This window comes from Polaribacter sp. L3A8 (assembly GCF_009796785.1).
Lineage (GTDB): Bacteria > Bacteroidota > Bacteroidia > Flavobacteriales > Flavobacteriaceae > Polaribacter.
The window spans coordinates 3909390-3928077 of sequence record NZ_CP047026.1 but is presented as its reverse complement, the minus strand read 5'-3'; the positions used below and the strand labels follow the sequence as shown (position 1 = coordinate 3928077).

Genomic DNA, 18688 nt, shown 5'->3' with positions numbered 1-18688 from the left:
TAAAACATAATTTATCTATTCATCTCAATTTTTGGGCATTTTTACTTTATATAAATAATAAAATAGTTACTTTTATTATTTATGAAAAAACAATCAAATTTCTTATATCAAACTGCAGAAGACAAAACTATAGTTTGGTTTGAAAACAGTAATGAATACCTAGTTTTAGAAAACACCACAGCAGATATTTTAAAAAGATTAAGTAAAGGGATATCTGTAAACGAAATTGCAGAAGCATTGTCTAAAAAACTATCTGTTCCCTTAGATAAGACGATAGACTTTGTCTTAGATTTAGAAAAAAGAATCTACACACCAAATAATAACCCTGCATCCGAAATAATTAATGATTATAGAGATATTGAAACTCCAGAATCTTTTGAATTTACAAAGTATTATAAAGTAAACAATGTTGTTTTTAAGGTTTCTTATTTAAGTGAAAACGAGTTATCTTTTGTGCATCCAAAATTTTCTCATTTAGTCATAAATGATACAACTAGTTTTGATTATCAATTTGATGTATTTATAGAACATAATTATATTTTTCTTCTAGTTGATAAAAAACTAATTGGATCTTGGAGTCGTAATGACATTCATTATTTCCAAGGAAAGTTTTCGATGCAATTTATTCAGAAAATTCATCAAAAGGAAGAAAACGAATGGATGGGAGTTTTTCATGCATCTGCCGTTAGTAATAAAAAAAAATCCATTCTTTTTTTAGGTGATTCTGGCAACGGAAAAAGCACTTCTTTGGCTCTTTTACAAGCAAATGGTTTTACCTGTTTAGCAGATGATTTTGTACCTATAGATATTGATAAAAAAGAAGTTTACAGTTTTCCGGCAGCTATATCAATCAAAAAAAACAGCCTAGAAACCCTGCTTCCTATGTATCCCGAATTAGCAACTACAGCTGAATATAATTTTAAGAGATTAAACAAAATTGTACGCTATTTAAAGCCAAATAACACCAATTACTTCAGCCACTTACCTTGTAATGACTTGGTTTTTATTAAGTATGAAAAAGACGCTGAATTAACTTGTGAAAAGATTTCTAAGATTGATGCGTTTCAGCAATTAATTCCTGATTCTTGGATTTCTCCAAAAATAGAAAATGCCCAAATATTCTTAGATTGGTTCAGTTCTCTAAATTGTTATCGTTTAACGTATTCTAAAAACGATGAAATGATTAAAACAGTTTCAAAAATATTTAATGATGAATTATAAAGAAACGCTGTTTTTTGTAGCTAAATGTTTAACAATTAATCACGAAGAAAAAAATAAGATTTTAGTAGAAAAAGAATTAAAATCAAGGAACACAGATTGGGATTCTGTTGTAAAACTAAGTACAGGTCATTTTGTTTTCCCTGCGCTATATTGCAATTTAAAGAGAGCTAATTTTCTTCATTATTTACCTGAAGAATTGGTAAATTATATGATTCATATTACCGATTTAAATAGAGCAAGAAATCAGCAAATTATTGATCAAGCTAAAGAAATTAACGAGCTTCTTTTAAAGAACAACATTACCCCTATTTTCTTAAAAGGAACAGGAAACCTCCTCGAAGGTTTATATGAAGATATTGGAGAGAGAATGGTTGGTGATATTGACCTTATCGTTTCTAAAGACGATTTTAAGAACACCGTAGAAATTTTAAAAAAAGAAAAATATAGTGCCAAAAGTGAAGTTTATATGGATTTTCATTGGCATTATCCTAAAATGGTTAAAGAAAATAGAATTGCTGCTGTAGAAGTTCACAACAAGGTTCTAAAGAAGCCTTACACAAGTTATCTAGATTACGAAACTTTAAAAGAAAATTCATTTTCTTCTAGTAATTGTAGCGTTGCATCTTTCGAAAATCAATTTTTAATAACAATTTTACAAAAGCAAATTAATGATAACCTCTATTTTTCTAAAACGATTACACTAAGAAATGTATATGATAGTTTCTTATTATCTATTAACACAAGTTCTACAAAAAGAATTATAAAAAATAAGACAATCATAAAATATCTAAATAACTATAAAAGTTGTGCTTCAGAAATTTTAAACGCACCTAAAACTTTTGAATACACAATTAATAGTGAATCTAAAAAATATATAGATTCATATCTAAAAATTATAGGAAATTCTAAAAAAGAACTCAGAAAAATTAAATTGATTAATTCTTATATCAAAATTAAAGATAAAATTAAGATTCTACAATATTCTTTTATCGATAAAGAATACAGTAAATATACCTTTAGGCGGTTTAAAAACGTTCGTTTCTACTTAAAACAATTCGGTTTAGATAAAACTAAACCAAACTCTTAACTTCTTCAAAATCTAAACCACCATAATTACCAGAACTCATTAAAACAACTGCTGTTTTATCTAAATTCTGATTGAATAAAAATGTTTTAAATTCAGCTGGATTTGTATAAATAATTAAATCATCTCTTTCAAAAGCATTTGCTATTTGTTGTGCTGTAACTTCTTCTAATTGTTTAATTTTTACGGCATGTGGAGAATAGAAAACCACCGCTTTATCCGCAGCATCTAATGCTCCTTTATATTCTGCTAAAAACTCTGCATTTAAACTAGAATATGTATGCAATTCTAAACAAGCTAAAACAGTTCTTTCTGCATATTGTTCTTTAACGGCTTTTGTTGTTGCTTCTACTTTACTTGGTGAATGTGCAAAATCTTTAAAAATAACAGTGGAGTTATTTTCAACTATTTTTTCTAAACGTTTGCTTGCTCCACTAAAACTAGCGATTGCTTCATAGAAATAATCTTCATCAACCCCCATATGTTGACAAATCCACTTTGCTCCTGCTAAATTCTGAAGATTGTGTTTTCCGAAAATTTCTAAAGGTAAATTTCCTTCTTCAGTTTCTAAATATGTAATTCCGTTTTCTATAAAATGTTTTGGTGTAGCATATGGATATTTCTTAATATGATTTTCTGAAGATTCTACAACCTCTTTTACAATCTCATCCTCTTCATTATACACCATACTTCCTCCATTTACCATAGAGTCTGTAAATATTTTAAATTGTTCTACGTAGTTTTCAAACGTAGGAAACACGTTAATATGATCCCAAGCAATACCACTTAATAATGCAATATTTGGCTTATATAAGTGAAATTTAGGACGCATATCTATTGGCGAACTTAAATACTCATCTCCTTCTAAAACAATAAAATCGTTTTCTTCTGTTAAATGCACCATGGTTTCAAAACCTTCTAATTGTGCGCCCACCATGTAATCTACTTCTTTTTCATGATAATTTAACACATGTAAAACCATAGAAGTAATGGTTGTTTTTCCGTGAGAACCACCAATAACAACACGCGTTTTATCTTTCGATTGTTCGTACAGAAACTCTGGATAAGAATATATTTTTAAACCTAATTCTTGGGCTTTTAATAATTCTGGATTATCCTTTTTAGCATGCATTCCTAAAATAATTACATCTAGTTTTGAGGCTATTTTTTCTGGAAACCATCCAAATTCTTCAGGCAATAATCCATATTTTTCTAAACGAGATTTAGAAGGATTGTGAATTGTATCATCAGAACCAGAAACTTGGTATCCTTTTTGGTGTAAAGCAATTGCTAAGTTGTGCATTGCGCTTCCGCCAATAGCAATAAAATGAATTTTCATCGAACAAAATTTAGAAAAGTAAAAATACAAAAGCTTTACACAATATAAAGTATCTTTATAACGAAACTCAGTTAAAAAATGGTTTTACGCAGTGAAACAACCCGTTAACTAATTTTAAATTGTTTTATAGACCGATTTACACGTGCTTTGACAGCATTAAATCTTATGATTATGAAAAAAATTACATCAACATTATTAATGATTATAGCATTCTCTTCCATTTCTAACGCACAAACTTCCTTTAAAAACCTTTGGTTACAGGTAGAAAAATTAGAGATAGACAATTTACCTAAATCAGCGTTAGAAACTGTAGATAAAATCTACACCAAGGCAACCACAGAAAACAATTCTGCTCAGTTAATAAAAACGCTATTTTATAAAAGTAAATTTTCTTTAACCTTAGAAGAAGACGCACAAGTAAAAGTGATAGAAAGTTTTAAAAAACATATTGCTACCAGTAAATTTCCAACAAAAAATGTGTTAGAAAACATCTTAGCAAATCTGTATTGGCAATATTTTACACAGAACAGATATAAATTTTACAACAGAACAAAAACAGAGGACAAAGTAAATGTTAATGATTTTAGAACTTGGGATTTAAATACACTGTTTAAGGAAATTCACTGTCATTTTGAAGCTTCTTTAGAAAATGCAGAAGCATTACAAAAAACAGCTATTTATGAATATGTAGATATCTTACAAATTGAAAAAGACTCTAAAAAATACAGACCAACAGTCTATGATTTTCTTGCACACAATGCATTAGAATTTTATAAATCTAACGAAACATCAATTGCATCGCCTGCATATAATTTTATTTTAGATGACTCCAGTTTTTTAAGTGATTACAGAACGTTTTCAAAATTAAAACTAACATCTAAAGATACCTTCTCATTACAATTTAATGCTCTAAAAATTTATCAGAAATTAATTCAGTTTCATGCTAAAGAAAATAATTTAGATGCTTTGGTTGATGCGGATATTCATCGTTTAAACTTTGTAAATGAGCATGCTACTTTTCAGAATAAAGAACCTATTTTTTTATCAACCTTAAAATCATCAACAGATATTTTTAAGGAAAATGTTGTAAGTGGTTTATATGCTTTTGAAACTGCAAAAATATATAGAGACCAAGCCAACGCTTACACTACTTCTAAAGAGAAAAAAGACAGATTTAAAAATAAAGAGGCTATCGATATTTGCAATACCGTAATTAAACAATTTCCTAACAGTTTAGGCGCTAAAAACTGTACAGTGCTTAAAAATCAAATTTTACAGAAGTCACTTTCTATTACTGAAGAAAAATACATCTCTATAGAGACAAACTCAAGGTTATTATTGAACTATAAAAATATTAACAAACTCTTTTTTACCGCTTATAAAATTACAGACGCTCAATTACATCAATTTAATAAAGTATATCAATTAGAAGAAAAAATAAAATTGATAAACTCTTTAGAAAAAGTAATTAATTGGAATGCCAAACTAAGAAATGAAAAAGATTTTTTACAGCACCAGACAGAGGTAATTGTACCGAAGTTAAAAAACGGAACTTACCTTATTATTACTTCTGAAAATGAAGCTTTAAAAGAAGATGAAGTTTTTGGCTCTGCAGCTTTACAAGCGACAAATTTAAGTTTAGTTGAAAATAATTTTAACGATATTCATAACTATCAAGTAGTAGATAGAGAAACAGGAAAACCTATTAAAAATGCCGAGATTCATATAAAAAATGAAAAGAGAAATAGAGGTGCTTTTATCAACAAAAACCTAATAACAGGTAAAAATGGGTTTGCTTCTTTTAAAAGCAGTGAATTTTACAACAATGTTAAAATTACAGTAAAAACAAAAAATGATGAAGCTTCTTTTGGTGATTATTATATTTCTGATGATGACAGAAAAAACTATAGAAATAATGACGATCATCAAACAATAATTAAACCTTTTATTTTTACAGATAGAAGTATTTACAGACCCGGACAAACCGTATTTTTTAAAGCAATTGTTATAAAAAAACAAGGCAATACATCTAATATTTTAAAAAATGAATACGTAGAAGTTGTTTTATATGATGTTAATAATCAAGAAGTAAAATCGTTAAATTTAAAACTGAATGAATTTGGCTCTGTTGCTGGCGAGTTTATTTTACCTAGTAATGGTTTAACAGGCAATTATACCATTAAAGTTAATGAAAGTTTAGAGGAAGATAATAATCAGCATTATGAATATGACTACAACAATTCAACAACAATTTCTGTTGAAGAATACAAAAGACCAAAATTTGAGACTGATTTTAAATCGGTAACCGAAAGTTATAAAATAAATGATTCTATTACTATAGCTGGATTTGCAAAAGCATTTTCTGGTGCAAATATTACAGAGGCAACCGTGGTTTATCGCGTACATAGAAAAGTGCAATACCCAAGTTGGTATTATTGGCGAAGACCAAACCCAACTTCTAGTTCTCAAGAAATTACTCATGGAGAAAGTGTTACCAATAATAAAGGAAAATTCGAAATTATCTTTAAAGCAATACCAGACGAAAGTGTTTCTAAAGAAAACCTACCTGTTTTTAGTTACGAAATTACTGCCGATGTTACCGATATAAATGGTGAAACTCACAGCGCAACAAGCGTTGTAAAAGTTGGTTATCACAGTTTAATTGCATCGATTTCTATGGATGATAATATTGATAAAAATTCAACAAAAAATTCTTTAAAGGTTGATACAAGAAATTTAAATGACGAGTTTATTCCTGCAAAAGGAAGTATTAAAATTTATAAATTACAAGCACCTAAAAATGCTTTAAGACAAAGACCTTGGGCTGCACCAGATTATCAAGATATTTCAGAAAACACATTTAGAACCTTGTTTCCTAATGATCCGTATTTAGAAAATGAAACTGATGAAAGAAATTGGAAAAAAGGAGCACTTGTTCATACCCTTAATTTCGACACAGATAAAGCAAAAGAATTTGAACTTAAAAACATTAAAAATTGGGTTTCTGGGCAATATATTGCCGTCTTAGAAAGTAAAGACAAATTCGGACAAGAAGTAAAAGACGAACAAAGATTTGCTCTTTTTTCATCAAAAGAAAAACAAGTTGCAGACAATAAATTATTTGAGATAAATACAGATAAAACTTTTTACAATATAGGTGATGACGTTAGCCTTAAAATAGGTTCTGCTTCAGAAAACATTACCGTAATTATTCAAATTGAAAAGAATTATAAAACAATAGCTACTCATTTAATAAAATTGAGTAACACTATAAAAACCATTAAAATTCCTGTTTATAAAGATGATGTTGGTGGTTTTGCTGTAAAATATCACTTTGTAAATTACAATTATTTTAAAAGTGGTAGTTTATTGATAAACGTTCCTGAAAAGCAAGAATCGATAGATATTGAAACCAATATTTTTAGAGATAAGTTACAACCAGGACAAGATGAAACTTGGAGTTTTACCATTAAGGATGATAAAAAAAACACGGTTACAGCAGAAATTTTAGCATCTATGTACGATGCTTCTTTAGATGAGTTTAAACCTCATAATTGGAATTTTAATCCTATTACCCCAAAACCAAAATATTATTCTTACACAAATAGTAACGCCAATCATAGTTTTGGTACTGTTAATTTTAGCATCAGAAATAACCAAAGAAGATACTATAATTTTGCCACTAATTCTTATGACTCATACAATTGGTTTGGCTTTAGTTTAAATGGAAACAGATGGCAGAATCAACAATATCTAAGAAACATTAAAAGAAAAATAGAAAGCACTAGAATAGATTTTGATGGTACAATTACAGGTTTTATTGCTGATGAAAATGGCGAACCTTTACCAGGAGTTTCTGTTATAATAAAAGGAACTTCTTTTGGTACTGAAACAGATTTTGATGGAAATTATTCCATCAAAATAAAAAAAGGAGATGTTTTAATTTTTAGTTATTTAGGCTTTATTTCCAAAGAACAGACAATTAGCAATCAAACAAATATTAATGTAAAATTAGAAGAAGATTCTTCTAATTTAGATGAAGTTGTTGTGGTTGGTTATGGAACCCAAATGAAAAGGCATATAACCGGAGCGGTTAGTCATTTAAACCCTGAAAATGAAGAAGCCGATATCAGTAACGTTTTAGAAGGTAGCGTTGCTGGAGTAAGTATTTCTGATGATTCAGAAAATACCCTAATTAGAGGAATGGGCTCTGCAACAGGTACTAATAAACCTTTATATATTGTGGATGGTGTTATAGTAGACAAGATGACTTTAAGTCCAGATCAGATTGCAGAAATATCTGTTTTAAAAGACGCAGCTGCCACTTCTGTTTATGGAGCAAGAGGTGCCAATGGAGTAATAATTATCACAACAAAAAAAGGAGTAGACAAGCAATTATTACAAGTAAAAGCCCGTAAAAACTTTAATGAAACGGCTTTCTTTTTCCCTCAATTAAGAACCGACAAAAACGGTCAAGTTCGTTTTTCTTTTACAATGCCAGAAGCATTAACACGTTGGAAACTGCAATTATTAGCACATACAACGGAATTAAAATCGGCAACAAAAACATTACAAACAGTTACTCAAAAAGAGTTAATGGTTGTACCAAATGCGCCTCGTTTTTTACGTGAGGGTGATAAAATTACCTTGAGTGCTAAAATTACAAATCTAACAAATAATCAATTAAGTGGTTTTGCAAAACTAATTTTAACTGATGCCATTACAGGAAAAGAAATTGACGCTGAATTAGAGAACTTAAATTCTAACAAAAACTTTACTGTAAATACAGATGGAAATACAAGCGTTTCTTGGAATTTATCAATTCCGGAAACCGTACAAGCGGTTCAATATAAAATTGTAGCAAAAGCAGGTGATTTTTCTGACGGAGAACAAAATGTTTTACCCGTTTTATCCAACAGAATGCTGGTAACAGAAACCTTACCAATGTGGATCCGTTCTAACCAAACCAAAACGTTTACGTTAGATAAGTTAAAAAATAATAGGTCATCAACTTTAAAAAACCACAAGTTAACGTTAGAAATGACGTCTAATCCGGTTTGGTATGCCATTCAAGCTTTGCCGTATTTAATGGAATATCCGTATGAATGTGCAGAGCAAACCTTCTCTAGATATTACGCAAATACATTGGCTAGTTTTGTAGCTAATTCAAATCCTAGAATTCAAGAAGTTTTTAATGCTTGGAAAACATCTGATGCTTTGTTATCTAATTTAGAAAAGAATCAAGAATTAAAATCGTTGATTATTCAAGAAACTCCTTGGTTGCGAGATGCACAATCAGAAACCGAGCAAAAGAAAAGAATTGCTTTATTATTCGATTTGAATAAGATGAAAAACGAGCAAGAAAAAGCCATCAATAAACTAAAAGATATGCAGATGAATTCTGGTGGATTTTCTTGGTTTAAAGGCGGACGCTATGAAAGCAATTTTATCACCCAACATATTACAACAGGTTTTGGACATTTATCAAAATTAGGAGTTACTGATTTTGATGCATCAACAAAAAATATGATTGAAAAATCTGTTCAATATTTAGATGGAGAATTGTTAGAACAATATAAAAAACTGTTAGAAAGAGCAGAGGAAATTAGAGACAAAGCAAAAACTAAAAAGAAAGGAGAACAAGCGTATAAAGATTATTTATCAAAAAATAATTTAGGGTATTTTACCATTCAGTATTTGTATATGCGTAGTTTTTATGCTTCCATTTCTTTGGATGATAATTTGCAAAAAGCGGTTGATTATTATAGAAATCAAGCAAAAACGTATTGGAACGACTACAATTTATATGCAAAAGGTCAAATTGCTTTATCGTTGTTTAGAAATGATGATAAAATAACCGCAAAGAAAATTCTAAAATCATTAAAAGAAAATTCGATTTCATCGGATGAATTAGGGATGTATTGGAAAGAAAATACATCTGGTTACTACTATTATCAAGCTCCGGTAGAAACACAAGCACTATTAATTGAAACCTTTTCTGAAATAGAAAACGACACAAAAACTATTGACAATCTAAAAATTTGGTTGCTAAAAAACAAGCAAACCAATAGATGGAAAACTACAAAGGCAACAACAGAAGCTGTTTATGCTTTGTTATTAAATGGTAACGATTGGGTTTCTATTACAGAAATGGTAGCTATAAAAGTTGGTGACAAAGAAATTAATCCAACAAAGTTGGACGATGTAAAAGTGGAAGCAGGAACAGGTTATTTTAAAACCTCTTGGAGTACTAGTGACATCAAAAAAGAAATGGCAGATGTTACCATCACCAAAAAAGGAAACGGAATTGCTTGGGGTGGTTTGTATTGGCAATATTTTGAAGATTTAGATAAAATTACTTCTGCAGAAACTCCTTTAAAACTGAATAAAAAACTATTCTTAAAATTAAATTCTGATACAGGAAAAGAGTTGAAAGAAATTACAAAAGACACCAAACTAAACATTGGCGATTTAATTACGGTTCGTATCGAATTAAGAAGCGATAGAGATATGGAATTTATACACATGAAAGACATGAGAGCTTCTGGTGTAGAACCAATCAATGTATTATCTCAATACAAATGGCAAGATAATTTAGGCTATTATGAGAGCACCAAAGACGCTGCAACAAATTTCTTTTTTGACAGATTACCAAAAGGAATCTATGTTTTTGAATATGATGTTCGTGTAAATAATGCCGGAGAATTTAGTAACGGAATTACAACCATACAAAGCATGTATGCTCCTGAATTTAGTAGCCATTCTAAAGGTGTAAGAATTAAGATCTTAGAAAATTAAGCATTTTACCTAGCAAAATAGTTGCCCTTATATTTTGATATAAGAGTTGAAAGGTTGTAGATTTGAGAAACCCCCAATCTCATATAAGAAAATGAAAAAAATATTATTAGCCCTCAATTTAATATTTGCTATAAATTTAACAATAAATGCCCAAAATATATCTGACCATGCAATTGGTGTTCGTATTGGTGGCGGAAATGGTACAGGAGGAGAAATCTCCTACCAAAAACATTTAAGTAATAACAACCGATTAGAAGTAGATTTAGGTATCGCCAATGAATTCAATGATTTTAAAGCAACTGGTTTATATCAATGGATTTGGAATTTAGAAGAACGTCTTAACTGGTATGCTGGTGCTGGTGGAGGACTTGTTTCTGCAAATAGATTAGGCGTTTATGGAGCAGGTATAGTTGGAATTGAATATAACTTTAATGTTCCAATTTTAGTTTCACTAGACTACAGACCAGAAGTTGGTTTTACTGGTAGTTCAAATGGGCTAGCTTCTAATATTGGTGTAGCTGTAAGATATCAATTTTAAAAATTATTTCACCTTTTTATAAGCCCTTCTACTTTAACAATTAGAAGGGTTTTTTATGTGATAAATTGTTCGTTTGAATTAATATTTAATTGGATAAAGATCATTTAGATGAAATAATAGATATAACTTTGACCTTTAAATAAAAACACATAAAATTATGAAAAAAACACTTTTAATTATTGGTCTTTTCGTTGCTGGAGCATTTTCTGTAAATGCACAAAGTATTTCTGAAAACGCAATAGGTTTACGCTTGGGAGATAATGATGGTTTTGGAGGAGAAATCTCTTACCAAAGAGCTTTAGGAGATAATAACAGGTTAGAAATTGATTTAGGATTAAGAAATAACAAAAACTACGATGGTTTTAAGGCTACAGGTATTTACCAATGGGTTTGGAATATTGAAGGTGGCTTTAACTGGTACGCAGGTGTTGGTGGTGGTTTAGGAAACTACAGTGGCAAAAATAACAACAATGATTTTTCTGAAACATTTGCTTTTGCAGCCGGAGATATTGGAATTGAGTATAATTTTGCAGATGCACCAATATTACTTGCTTTAGATTTAAGACCAGAATTTGGTTTTGGAAATACTTATAATGATTTTGATAATGATATTGCATTTAGTATCAGATATCAATTCTAGAAAAAAAGCAATATATAATAAATCCTCTAAATTAATTTTTAGAGGATTTTCTTTTTTTACTCGCTTTTGCAAACGGATTAAAGTCTAATGCTAATTGCAACCAATAATTTAAATCGTCATCTAGATCTATTGCTTCTTCAGATAGAAAAACAAAACCTTTCATTGGTTTGCCTGTAAAATTCATTTTATTACACCCTTCTTTTTCTAGAGATTCATCATAAATATTAGGATGAATGCGTGCCATAATTTCTTCTTTTATTACAGCAACATACATTTTATCATCTACCATAAATAACAAACCGCCCATCATTTTTTTTGTGATAAAAGAAACACTTTTTTCATTCAAAAATTGAGAAACTCTATCGGCTAAGTATTCACTATATGCCATTATTGTTTTTTTAATGGGAATTGTTTTAAAATTTGCCGAACGACTTCTTGTAGATGTAATTTTCTTATTTCTGGAGTTCTATTTTCTTTAACAATTGAAACTAAAGAACCTTCCCAAAATAATTTATTATCCTTTGCTTCAATAAATTTAATAATTAGTTTTTCATTCATTTTTTTTCCTCCGAGGGGTAGTCCTCCTGAAATTCCTATTCCTCCATTTCTTCCACCACTTCCAACACCAATTCCAATTGTATTGCTATTTTGATTTTCTGAAGTTTCCATATCAAAATAGATAAAAAAATCTGGTACCTTTTTTTGCAACATTCCACTTTCTTTAAGTCTTTGTTCAATTGAAGTCACAATACGTTTTACATCAAAATCATTTAAGTTATCGCCGTTGTCTTCATAAAACTCATAAGTTTTAAACTTAGAGAAATCTTCTTTATCATCATAATCTGTAATTACTTTAGGTGATGCGCATCCTATCAATAAAAACAAAAATATGTATTTACTATTTTTCATCAACAACTATTATTTACCCTCTTTAAGTACAACTCTCGTTGGTGTATCCTTAGCATTAATAATACTCTCTGTGCCTTTTGCAACCGCTTGTATGGTTTGTGTAATTACGGTCATGTTTAGTGTTTCCGCTTCATCCGAAGCTTGATGATAATCTTTATCAACATCTATTGGTGTTGTAGAAAAAGTATGTGAAGGAACGCCTAATCTAGCCAAAGAAGCATTGTCTGACCTAAAAAATAAATTAAACTTTTTATACGGATCCGGAAACAATTGATACCCTGAACCCACTAAATTTTTCTGAATTATTTTACCAAAATCAGATCTTTCAAAGCCTGTTAACCAAGCTGTATTTGGTCCAAAACTGGGCACCTTACCAATCATCTCTAAATTAATACCAGCAACAAATTTACTAGCATCAATTCCTTTACCAAAATGTGTAGAACCTATTAAGCCTAATTCTTCTCCGGTAAAAGCTACAAAAAGAATGGTTCTTTCATTAGCCCCTTTCGTTTTAAAATATTCTGCCAAAGCTAAAACTCCAGTTACTCCAGATGCATCATCATTTGCACCATTATAAATACTATCTAATTGTCCTTCTTTTTTTCTAATACCTAAATGATCATAATGTGCAGAAACAATTACAATTTCATCTTTCTTAGATTTCCCTTCTAAAATACCAATAATATTACTTGTTGTAATTTCTTTATTAGACCTTCTATCTGTAAATGTAAAAGTTTGTCTGTAATTTTTTAAAGTATCATACGTAGATAATCCTATTCTTTTAAACTCATTTTCTATGTATTTAGCTGCTTTTTCAATTCCGGGAGTTCCTGTCATTCTTCCTTCCATGTCATCAGAAGCTAATGTATAAAGGTGTTTTTTAACAGTAACAGAATCTATTTTTGCTATCTTTTTTTCTGATTTAACAACATTAGAACTCTCTTTACAAGAAAAAATAGTTGCTATTAAAAGGATATAAACTAGGTTGATTTTTTTCATTATATTGATTTTAAGTTGATAAATATAACCAATCATTCGCAATAAATATTTTGTACTTTTGTTAAAATTTTTTTTCTGATGGATTTATCTCTTATACCAAACATAAAACACACAAAGTCTAACAACTTTTTTTTACTTGCAGGCCCTTGTGCTATAGAAAGTGAAGAAATGGCTTTAAGAATTGCCGAAAAAGTAATTACAATTACCGATAAACTAGAAATTCCGTATATTTTTAAAGGAAGTTTTAAAAAAGCAAACAGAAGTAGAATTGATAGTTTTACAGGAATTGGAGATGAAAAAGCATTGAAAATTTTACGTAAAGTTTCTGAAACTTTTAATGTACCAACGGTAACTGACATTCACGAAGTTTCAGATGCCATAAAAGCGGCAGAATATGTAGATGTTTTACAAATTCCTGCATTTTTAGTACGTCAAACAGACTTAGTAGTTGCAGCAGCACAAACAGGTAAAGTAGTCAACCTAAAAAAAGGACAATTTATGAGTCCGGGTGCTATGAAACACGCAGTACAAAAAGTAAAAGATGCAGGTTCTGAAAAAGCGTGGATAACAGACAGAGGTACTATGTTTGGCTACCAAGACATGATTGTAGACTTTAGAGGAATTCCAGAAATGCGCAAATTTGCACCAACAATTTTAGATGTTACGCATTCTTTACAACAACCAAACCAGGTTGCAGGAGTAACTGGCGGAAGACCAGATATGATTGAAACCATTGCAAGAGCCGGAATTGTAAACAACGTAGATGGTTTGTTTATAGAAACACATTTCGATCCTGCAAATGCAAAATCTGACGGAGCAAATATGTTACATTTAGACAATTTAGAAGGTTTATTAACCAACTTAGTTACTATTAGAAAAACGATTAATAGTTTATAAAACATACATTTTTAGGGCGTTTTAACAGGCTTTCACTACTCGCTTTTTTTCTGAAAAAGAAAAAAGAGCTCAAACAAGCCGTTCAATCCTTAACGCTCTTATTTGATAAATTAATTACATAAACCCTACAAGGTCTTTCTTTAGATCTTATAGGATTTTTTTTATCTTATAAAACTTAAAAAGACATTAAAATTTTATAAAAATCACTTTCCAAAAAAACCTTTTGTAGTTTGGTTATATGCTTCTTCTAAAACAGAAATTAGCACCTCTGCATTTATATCACTTACCTTTGTATAACGTAAAGATTTCACTACTTTTCTGTTATCAGAAATTACAAATTCATTAAATTTTTTAAATTCGTTATTTACGTAAAACCCAACATCTACATATCCTTTCTTTTTAGACGGATTTAAATAACAAAGTGGTTTTTCGTTTAAATAATAAAAAGGCATTTTCCATTTAAACTGTAAATCAACCTCAGCAAAATTGGTTTCAATTAATAGTTGCAAATGCATTAAAATGGATTTGAATGGTTCTGGTTGTTCTAAGATAAAGGCTTCTGCTGGTTTCATTTTTGTATATTCGCGGAAGATAAAAAAACACAAGTAAATGAACAATAATATTCAAATTAATTTTTCTTTAAAAGGGATTACAAGTATTTTAATTGGAGCTTTTATTTTTGTTGCAAGCTATTTAATAGAAACTATTTTAAATGGTTTTTTAATTGATGATAATCCTTTAGGAATGTTATCCGCAGAAACATTAGAAATCTTAATCATTACTATAACCATTTTTGCTTTTTTATTTTCTTCTTTAACTTTATTTTTTAATGGAAAAAGAACTGCTAAAAAACAAGAACATAAACTTTGGAGTGAAAAAACCAAAGCTGCAACCAAAAAATATTTTCTAGGAATTATTATAATCTTTGCTTCTTTACTTATTTTAATGAACCTAGGTTTTATAGACTACATCACTCCTACTTTTCTAATTTTATATGCTGTTTTATTATTTGTATTCAAAAATAAAGAACGAAAAAACCTATTAATTTTATCTGGAGTAAGTATTCTTTTGGCAGTTATGTGTTTCTTAATTCCTACATATTGGGCTTCTTCTCTTTCTATTTTAGGGATTGCACATGTTGCTTACGGAGTTGTTGTTAAAGAATAATTTCTTTTTTAAATTGGTTTTATTAGCTAGCAGATTTATTCAAAAAACTTCAATAAAAGATCAAAACTTATTTATTAAACTTTTTTTTGTACAATTCAAAATTTTACATTTACTTTGTAGTTCAAAGTTCTTTAAGAAATGAGTCAAGAAGATTATTTAAGAGACATATCAGAAATTAAAAACTTAATGAGTAAATCATCAAAATTTATTTCATTGAGTGGTCTGTCTGGTATTTTAGCAGGAATTTACGCTTTAATAGGTTCTGCCTATGCATATTGGTTGGTAACGCAAAAAGGAAATGGAATTCTTACTTTAGACGGAGAAGTATTCCGTTTGGCACTAATAGATTTACTTTTAGTTGGAGCACTTAGTGTAGCAACTGCTATCTTTCTAACCACACGAAAAGCAAAAAAAAATAATGAAAAAATTTGGGATCCTTTAACACGAAGATTATTATTCAACTTTATTACTCCCTTAGTGGCTGGTGCAATTTATATTATCATAATTTTAAATCAACAACGTTACGGACAAACAGGTGCTTTAATGCTATTGTTTTATGGTTTGGCACTATTTAATGCCTCTAAATATACTTTGGGAGATGTAAAATATTTAGGACTTACTCAGATAGTCTTGGGTTTATTATCAGCTATTTTACCTGGTTATGGTTTTTGGTTTTGGGTACTTGGTTTTGGAATAATGCACATTTTATATGGAGCTGTTATGTATTTTAAATACGATAGAAAATAACCTGTTTAATAATAAATAGACCTAAGTTGAAAAATATAATTCTAAATATAAACAAAGCTTTTGATCATCGAATACGACTTGGTATTATGTCTGTTTTGATGGTGAATGAATATGCTGATTTTAATACTTTAAAAGAATTATTAGGCGCAACCGATGGCAACTTAGCAAGTCATACAAAGGCTTTAGAAAAAGTAGATTTTATAAAAGTTGAAAAACAATTTATTGGCAGAAAACCAAACACAAAATACTTAGCAACCGAATTAGGTAAAATGGAATTTAAAAAACACATTGAAGCACTCGAAAAATTAATCAAAAATAAATAAACTTTTTTTTTACACACTTACTTTGAATTTCAAAGTTCTTTTAAAACAAAATTTATGAAAGAAATAAATGTACCATACCATTTAATTATTCCTACAGTAATTTCCATAATTACCTTAGGGATACTAATATATAAAAGGAAAACAATCTTTAAAAACAATGAAAATAAATGGTTTTGGATTAGCGTCACTGTATTTTTTTTCAGCTATTTATTTATCGTTGGTAGCGCAACTTACGCTCACTATTCCTCAAACTTAATTTTACAAAAGTTTGATTTAGATAAGAACGGAACTTTTAATAATACAGAAATAACTCCAGAATTTAAAATTGCTATGAAAAATGTAATTTCAGATACTGGTCGAAATTTTTCGTTTATAACTGGACTTATATTTTCTAGTATAATAGCGGCTATTATTTATGTAATAGGAATAAAAATTAATCAATAAAAAAACAACAAATTATAAAAATTTAATAACTATGGAAACGAATAATCAACAACAAGGAAAGTTTGGCAAATGGGTAAAAACTTCAATTACCGCAAGAATGCTAATGGTAGGAATCTTAATACTTGTATTGATGATTCCGCTCTCTTATATTAAAAGTTTAATTTACGAAAGAATGATACGCCAGCAAGAAGTTGTTAGTGAAATCAATCAAAAATGGGGAGAAGAAGCTCTAATTTATGGTCCTATTTTAAAAGTACCTTATAAAAGATATTCAGAAAAAACGATAACAAATCCAATTACTAAAGAGGTACAAAAGGAAACAATTACCAAAATAAAATATGCACACTTTTTCCCTAAAAAGTTGGTCATAAATTCAACCATAAATCCAGAAGAAAAAACAAGAGGAATCTATAAAACTGCTGTTTATAAAAGTAGCATTGCTATTAATGGAAGCTTCTCTAAACCCAATTTTTCTGAAATAGAAATTAACGACGAAGATATTCTTTGGGATAAAACAAGAGTAATTATACAATCTTCAAATTTAAAAGGAGCCGCTAGTTTGTTTGAAATTCAGTTTCATAAAAACAAGTATCAGTTAACTTCTAAGAACTTTAAAAATACAGATTCTCAAATAGTCTACAACACAGATTATGTAGGTTTAAACGAATTAGAAAGCAATAACTTACAACTTTTAGATGTACCAAACGGAAAGGAAACTTCATTTGCTATAACCATAAAAATGAAAGGAAGCAAACAAATTCGTTTTATACCAGTAGGTCAAGAAACAGATGTTAGCATCAATTCAGACTGGAAAACTGCTAATTTTATCGGAGAATATTTACCACATAATTCTGATAAAATTACAGAAGAAGGTTTTAATGCAAAATGGAAAATATTAGATATCAACAGACCTTTTTCTCAAGAATACTTTAACGGAATTCCTAATTTAAAAAACTATGCTTTTGGAGTTAATTTTTTAATTCCTGTAGATGAATATCAAAAAAGTGAACGTTCTGCCAAATATGGGTTTTTAGTAATTGGACTTACGTTCTTAATTTTCTTTTTGATACAATCTATGAGCAAAATAAATATCCATCCGTTTCAATATTTAATGATTGGTATTGCTTTAACCATGTTTTACACCTTATTAATTTCAATATCTGAACATAGTAGTTACCTAAAAGCATATTTAATTTCAGGAGCTTCCGTGGTTTCTTTAATCACTTTATACTCTAAATCAATTTTAAAAAACATCAAATTTCCAATTTTTATTGGAGTTTCATTAACCGCATTATACACCTTTATTTTTGTAATTATTCAGTTAGAAAATTATGCTTTATTAGTAGGCAGTATTGGTCTATTTGTAATTCTAGCAGCGGTTATGTTTGCTTCAAGAAAAATAGATTGGGAAAATAGTTAATAGTCCGTTTTAATTAAGCAAAGCCTCTAACCTACTCGAGGTTTTGCTTTTTAACAAAAAAGAAAATGATTTCATTTACACTATTAGCACTCTTATTCTTAACATCAATATCTTATATAAGCTACTTAACTTCAAAATTGATAATATCAACTTTTAATATAA

16 protein-coding genes are annotated in these 18688 nt (G+C 29.2%); 11 read left to right on the top strand and 5 right to left on the bottom strand.

Going from position 1 to position 18688, the window contains the following annotated elements:
• Positions 1–81: 81 nt before the first annotated feature.
• Both GQR92_RS16290 and GQR92_RS16285 read left to right on the top strand, forming a co-directional pair.
• Entirely contained in the window at positions 82–1221 is a 1140-nt protein-coding gene (locus GQR92_RS16290; protein ID WP_158841377.1) for a hypothetical protein, read from the top strand.
• Positions 1208–2308: a nucleotidyltransferase family protein gene (locus tag GQR92_RS16285; RefSeq protein ID WP_158841375.1), complete on the top strand. Its 1101-nt coding sequence runs from the start codon at positions 1208–1210 to the stop codon at positions 2306–2308. The genes GQR92_RS16290 and GQR92_RS16285 overlap by 14 nt, the downstream gene beginning before the upstream one ends.
• Here the strand turns inward: GQR92_RS16285 and GQR92_RS16280 are convergent.
• The gene (locus GQR92_RS16280) at positions 2292–3644 is read right to left on the bottom strand and encodes a UDP-N-acetylmuramate--L-alanine ligase (protein ID WP_158841373.1); all 1353 of its coding nucleotides are present in this window, start codon (positions 3642–3644) and stop codon (positions 2292–2294) included. The genes GQR92_RS16285 and GQR92_RS16280 overlap by 17 nt on opposite strands.
• 171 nt (positions 3645–3815) lie before the next feature.
• Between GQR92_RS16280 and GQR92_RS16275 the strand changes: the two genes are divergently transcribed.
• The 3 genes from GQR92_RS16275 to GQR92_RS16265 all read left to right on the top strand — a co-directional run bounded on the left by GQR92_RS16275 (position 3816) and on the right by GQR92_RS16265 (position 11620).
• Positions 3816–10442, top strand: coding sequence for an alpha-2-macroglobulin family protein (locus GQR92_RS16275; protein WP_158841371.1), 6627 nt, complete (start codon positions 3816–3818; stop codon positions 10440–10442).
• Between the two features lie 91 nt (positions 10443–10533).
• Positions 10534–10980: a hypothetical protein gene (locus tag GQR92_RS16270; RefSeq protein WP_158841369.1), complete on the top strand. Its 447-nt coding sequence runs from the start codon at positions 10534–10536 to the stop codon at positions 10978–10980.
• Between the two features lie 157 nt (positions 10981–11137).
• Positions 11138–11620 carry a hypothetical protein gene (locus GQR92_RS16265; protein WP_158841367.1) on the top strand — a complete coding sequence of 161 codons (483 nt, stop codon included), beginning with the start codon at positions 11138–11140 and terminating at the stop codon, positions 11618–11620.
• Between the two features lie 31 nt (positions 11621–11651).
• Here GQR92_RS16265 and GQR92_RS16260 read toward each other — a convergent pair whose 3' ends face one another.
• From GQR92_RS16260 to GQR92_RS16250, 3 genes are read right to left on the bottom strand one after another with little or no spacing between them, the layout of a single operon-like run.
• On the bottom strand, positions 11652–12008 hold the full coding sequence (locus GQR92_RS16260; protein WP_158841365.1) for a TfoX/Sxy family protein: 357 nt from the start codon (positions 12006–12008) through the stop codon (positions 11652–11654).
• Positions 12008–12529 (bottom strand): DUF4136 domain-containing protein, encoded by a 522-nt coding sequence (locus GQR92_RS16255; RefSeq protein ID WP_158841363.1) that lies wholly within the window; start codon positions 12527–12529, stop codon positions 12008–12010. The genes GQR92_RS16260 and GQR92_RS16255 overlap by 1 nt, the downstream gene beginning before the upstream one ends.
• Before the next feature lie 9 nt (positions 12530–12538).
• The gene (locus GQR92_RS16250) at positions 12539–13528 is read right to left on the bottom strand and encodes a M28 family peptidase (RefSeq protein ID WP_158841361.1); all 990 of its coding nucleotides are present in this window, start codon (positions 13526–13528) and stop codon (positions 12539–12541) included.
• A gap of 78 nt (positions 13529–13606) precedes the next feature.
• Between GQR92_RS16250 and kdsA the strand changes: the two genes are divergently transcribed.
• On the top strand, positions 13607–14425 hold the full coding sequence (kdsA, locus tag GQR92_RS16245; protein ID WP_158841359.1) for a 3-deoxy-8-phosphooctulonate synthase: 819 nt from the start codon (positions 13607–13609) through the stop codon (positions 14423–14425).
• Between the two features lie 203 nt (positions 14426–14628).
• Here kdsA and GQR92_RS16240 read toward each other — a convergent pair whose 3' ends face one another.
• On the bottom strand, positions 14629–14997 hold the full coding sequence (locus GQR92_RS16240) for a DUF5655 domain-containing protein (protein WP_158841357.1): 369 nt from the start codon (positions 14995–14997) through the stop codon (positions 14629–14631).
• Between the two features lie 37 nt (positions 14998–15034).
• Between GQR92_RS16240 and GQR92_RS16235 the strand changes: the two genes are divergently transcribed.
• The 5 genes from GQR92_RS16235 (at position 15035) to creD (ending at position 18526) form a co-directional block, all read left to right on the top strand.
• A complete protein-coding gene (locus tag GQR92_RS16235; protein WP_158841355.1) occupies positions 15035–15592 on the top strand; it encodes a hypothetical protein in 558 nt (185 codons plus the stop codon).
• A 138-nt stretch (positions 15593–15730) separates the two neighbouring features.
• Positions 15731–16339 (top strand): hypothetical protein, encoded by a 609-nt coding sequence (locus GQR92_RS16230; RefSeq protein WP_158841353.1) that lies wholly within the window; start codon positions 15731–15733, stop codon positions 16337–16339.
• 26 nt (positions 16340–16365) lie between these two features.
• A complete protein-coding gene (locus GQR92_RS16225; RefSeq protein WP_082864288.1) occupies positions 16366–16662 on the top strand; it encodes a winged helix-turn-helix domain-containing protein in 297 nt (98 codons plus the stop codon).
• Positions 16663–16716: 54 nt separating this feature from the next.
• Positions 16717–17106: a hypothetical protein gene (locus GQR92_RS16220; RefSeq protein ID WP_158841351.1), complete on the top strand. Its 390-nt coding sequence runs from the start codon at positions 16717–16719 to the stop codon at positions 17104–17106.
• 31 nt (positions 17107–17137) lie between these two features.
• Complete coding sequence (gene creD / locus GQR92_RS16215; protein WP_158841349.1) at positions 17138–18526, top strand: cell envelope integrity protein CreD; 1389 nt, start codon at positions 17138–17140, stop codon at positions 18524–18526.
• Positions 18527–18688 lie beyond the last annotated feature (162 nt).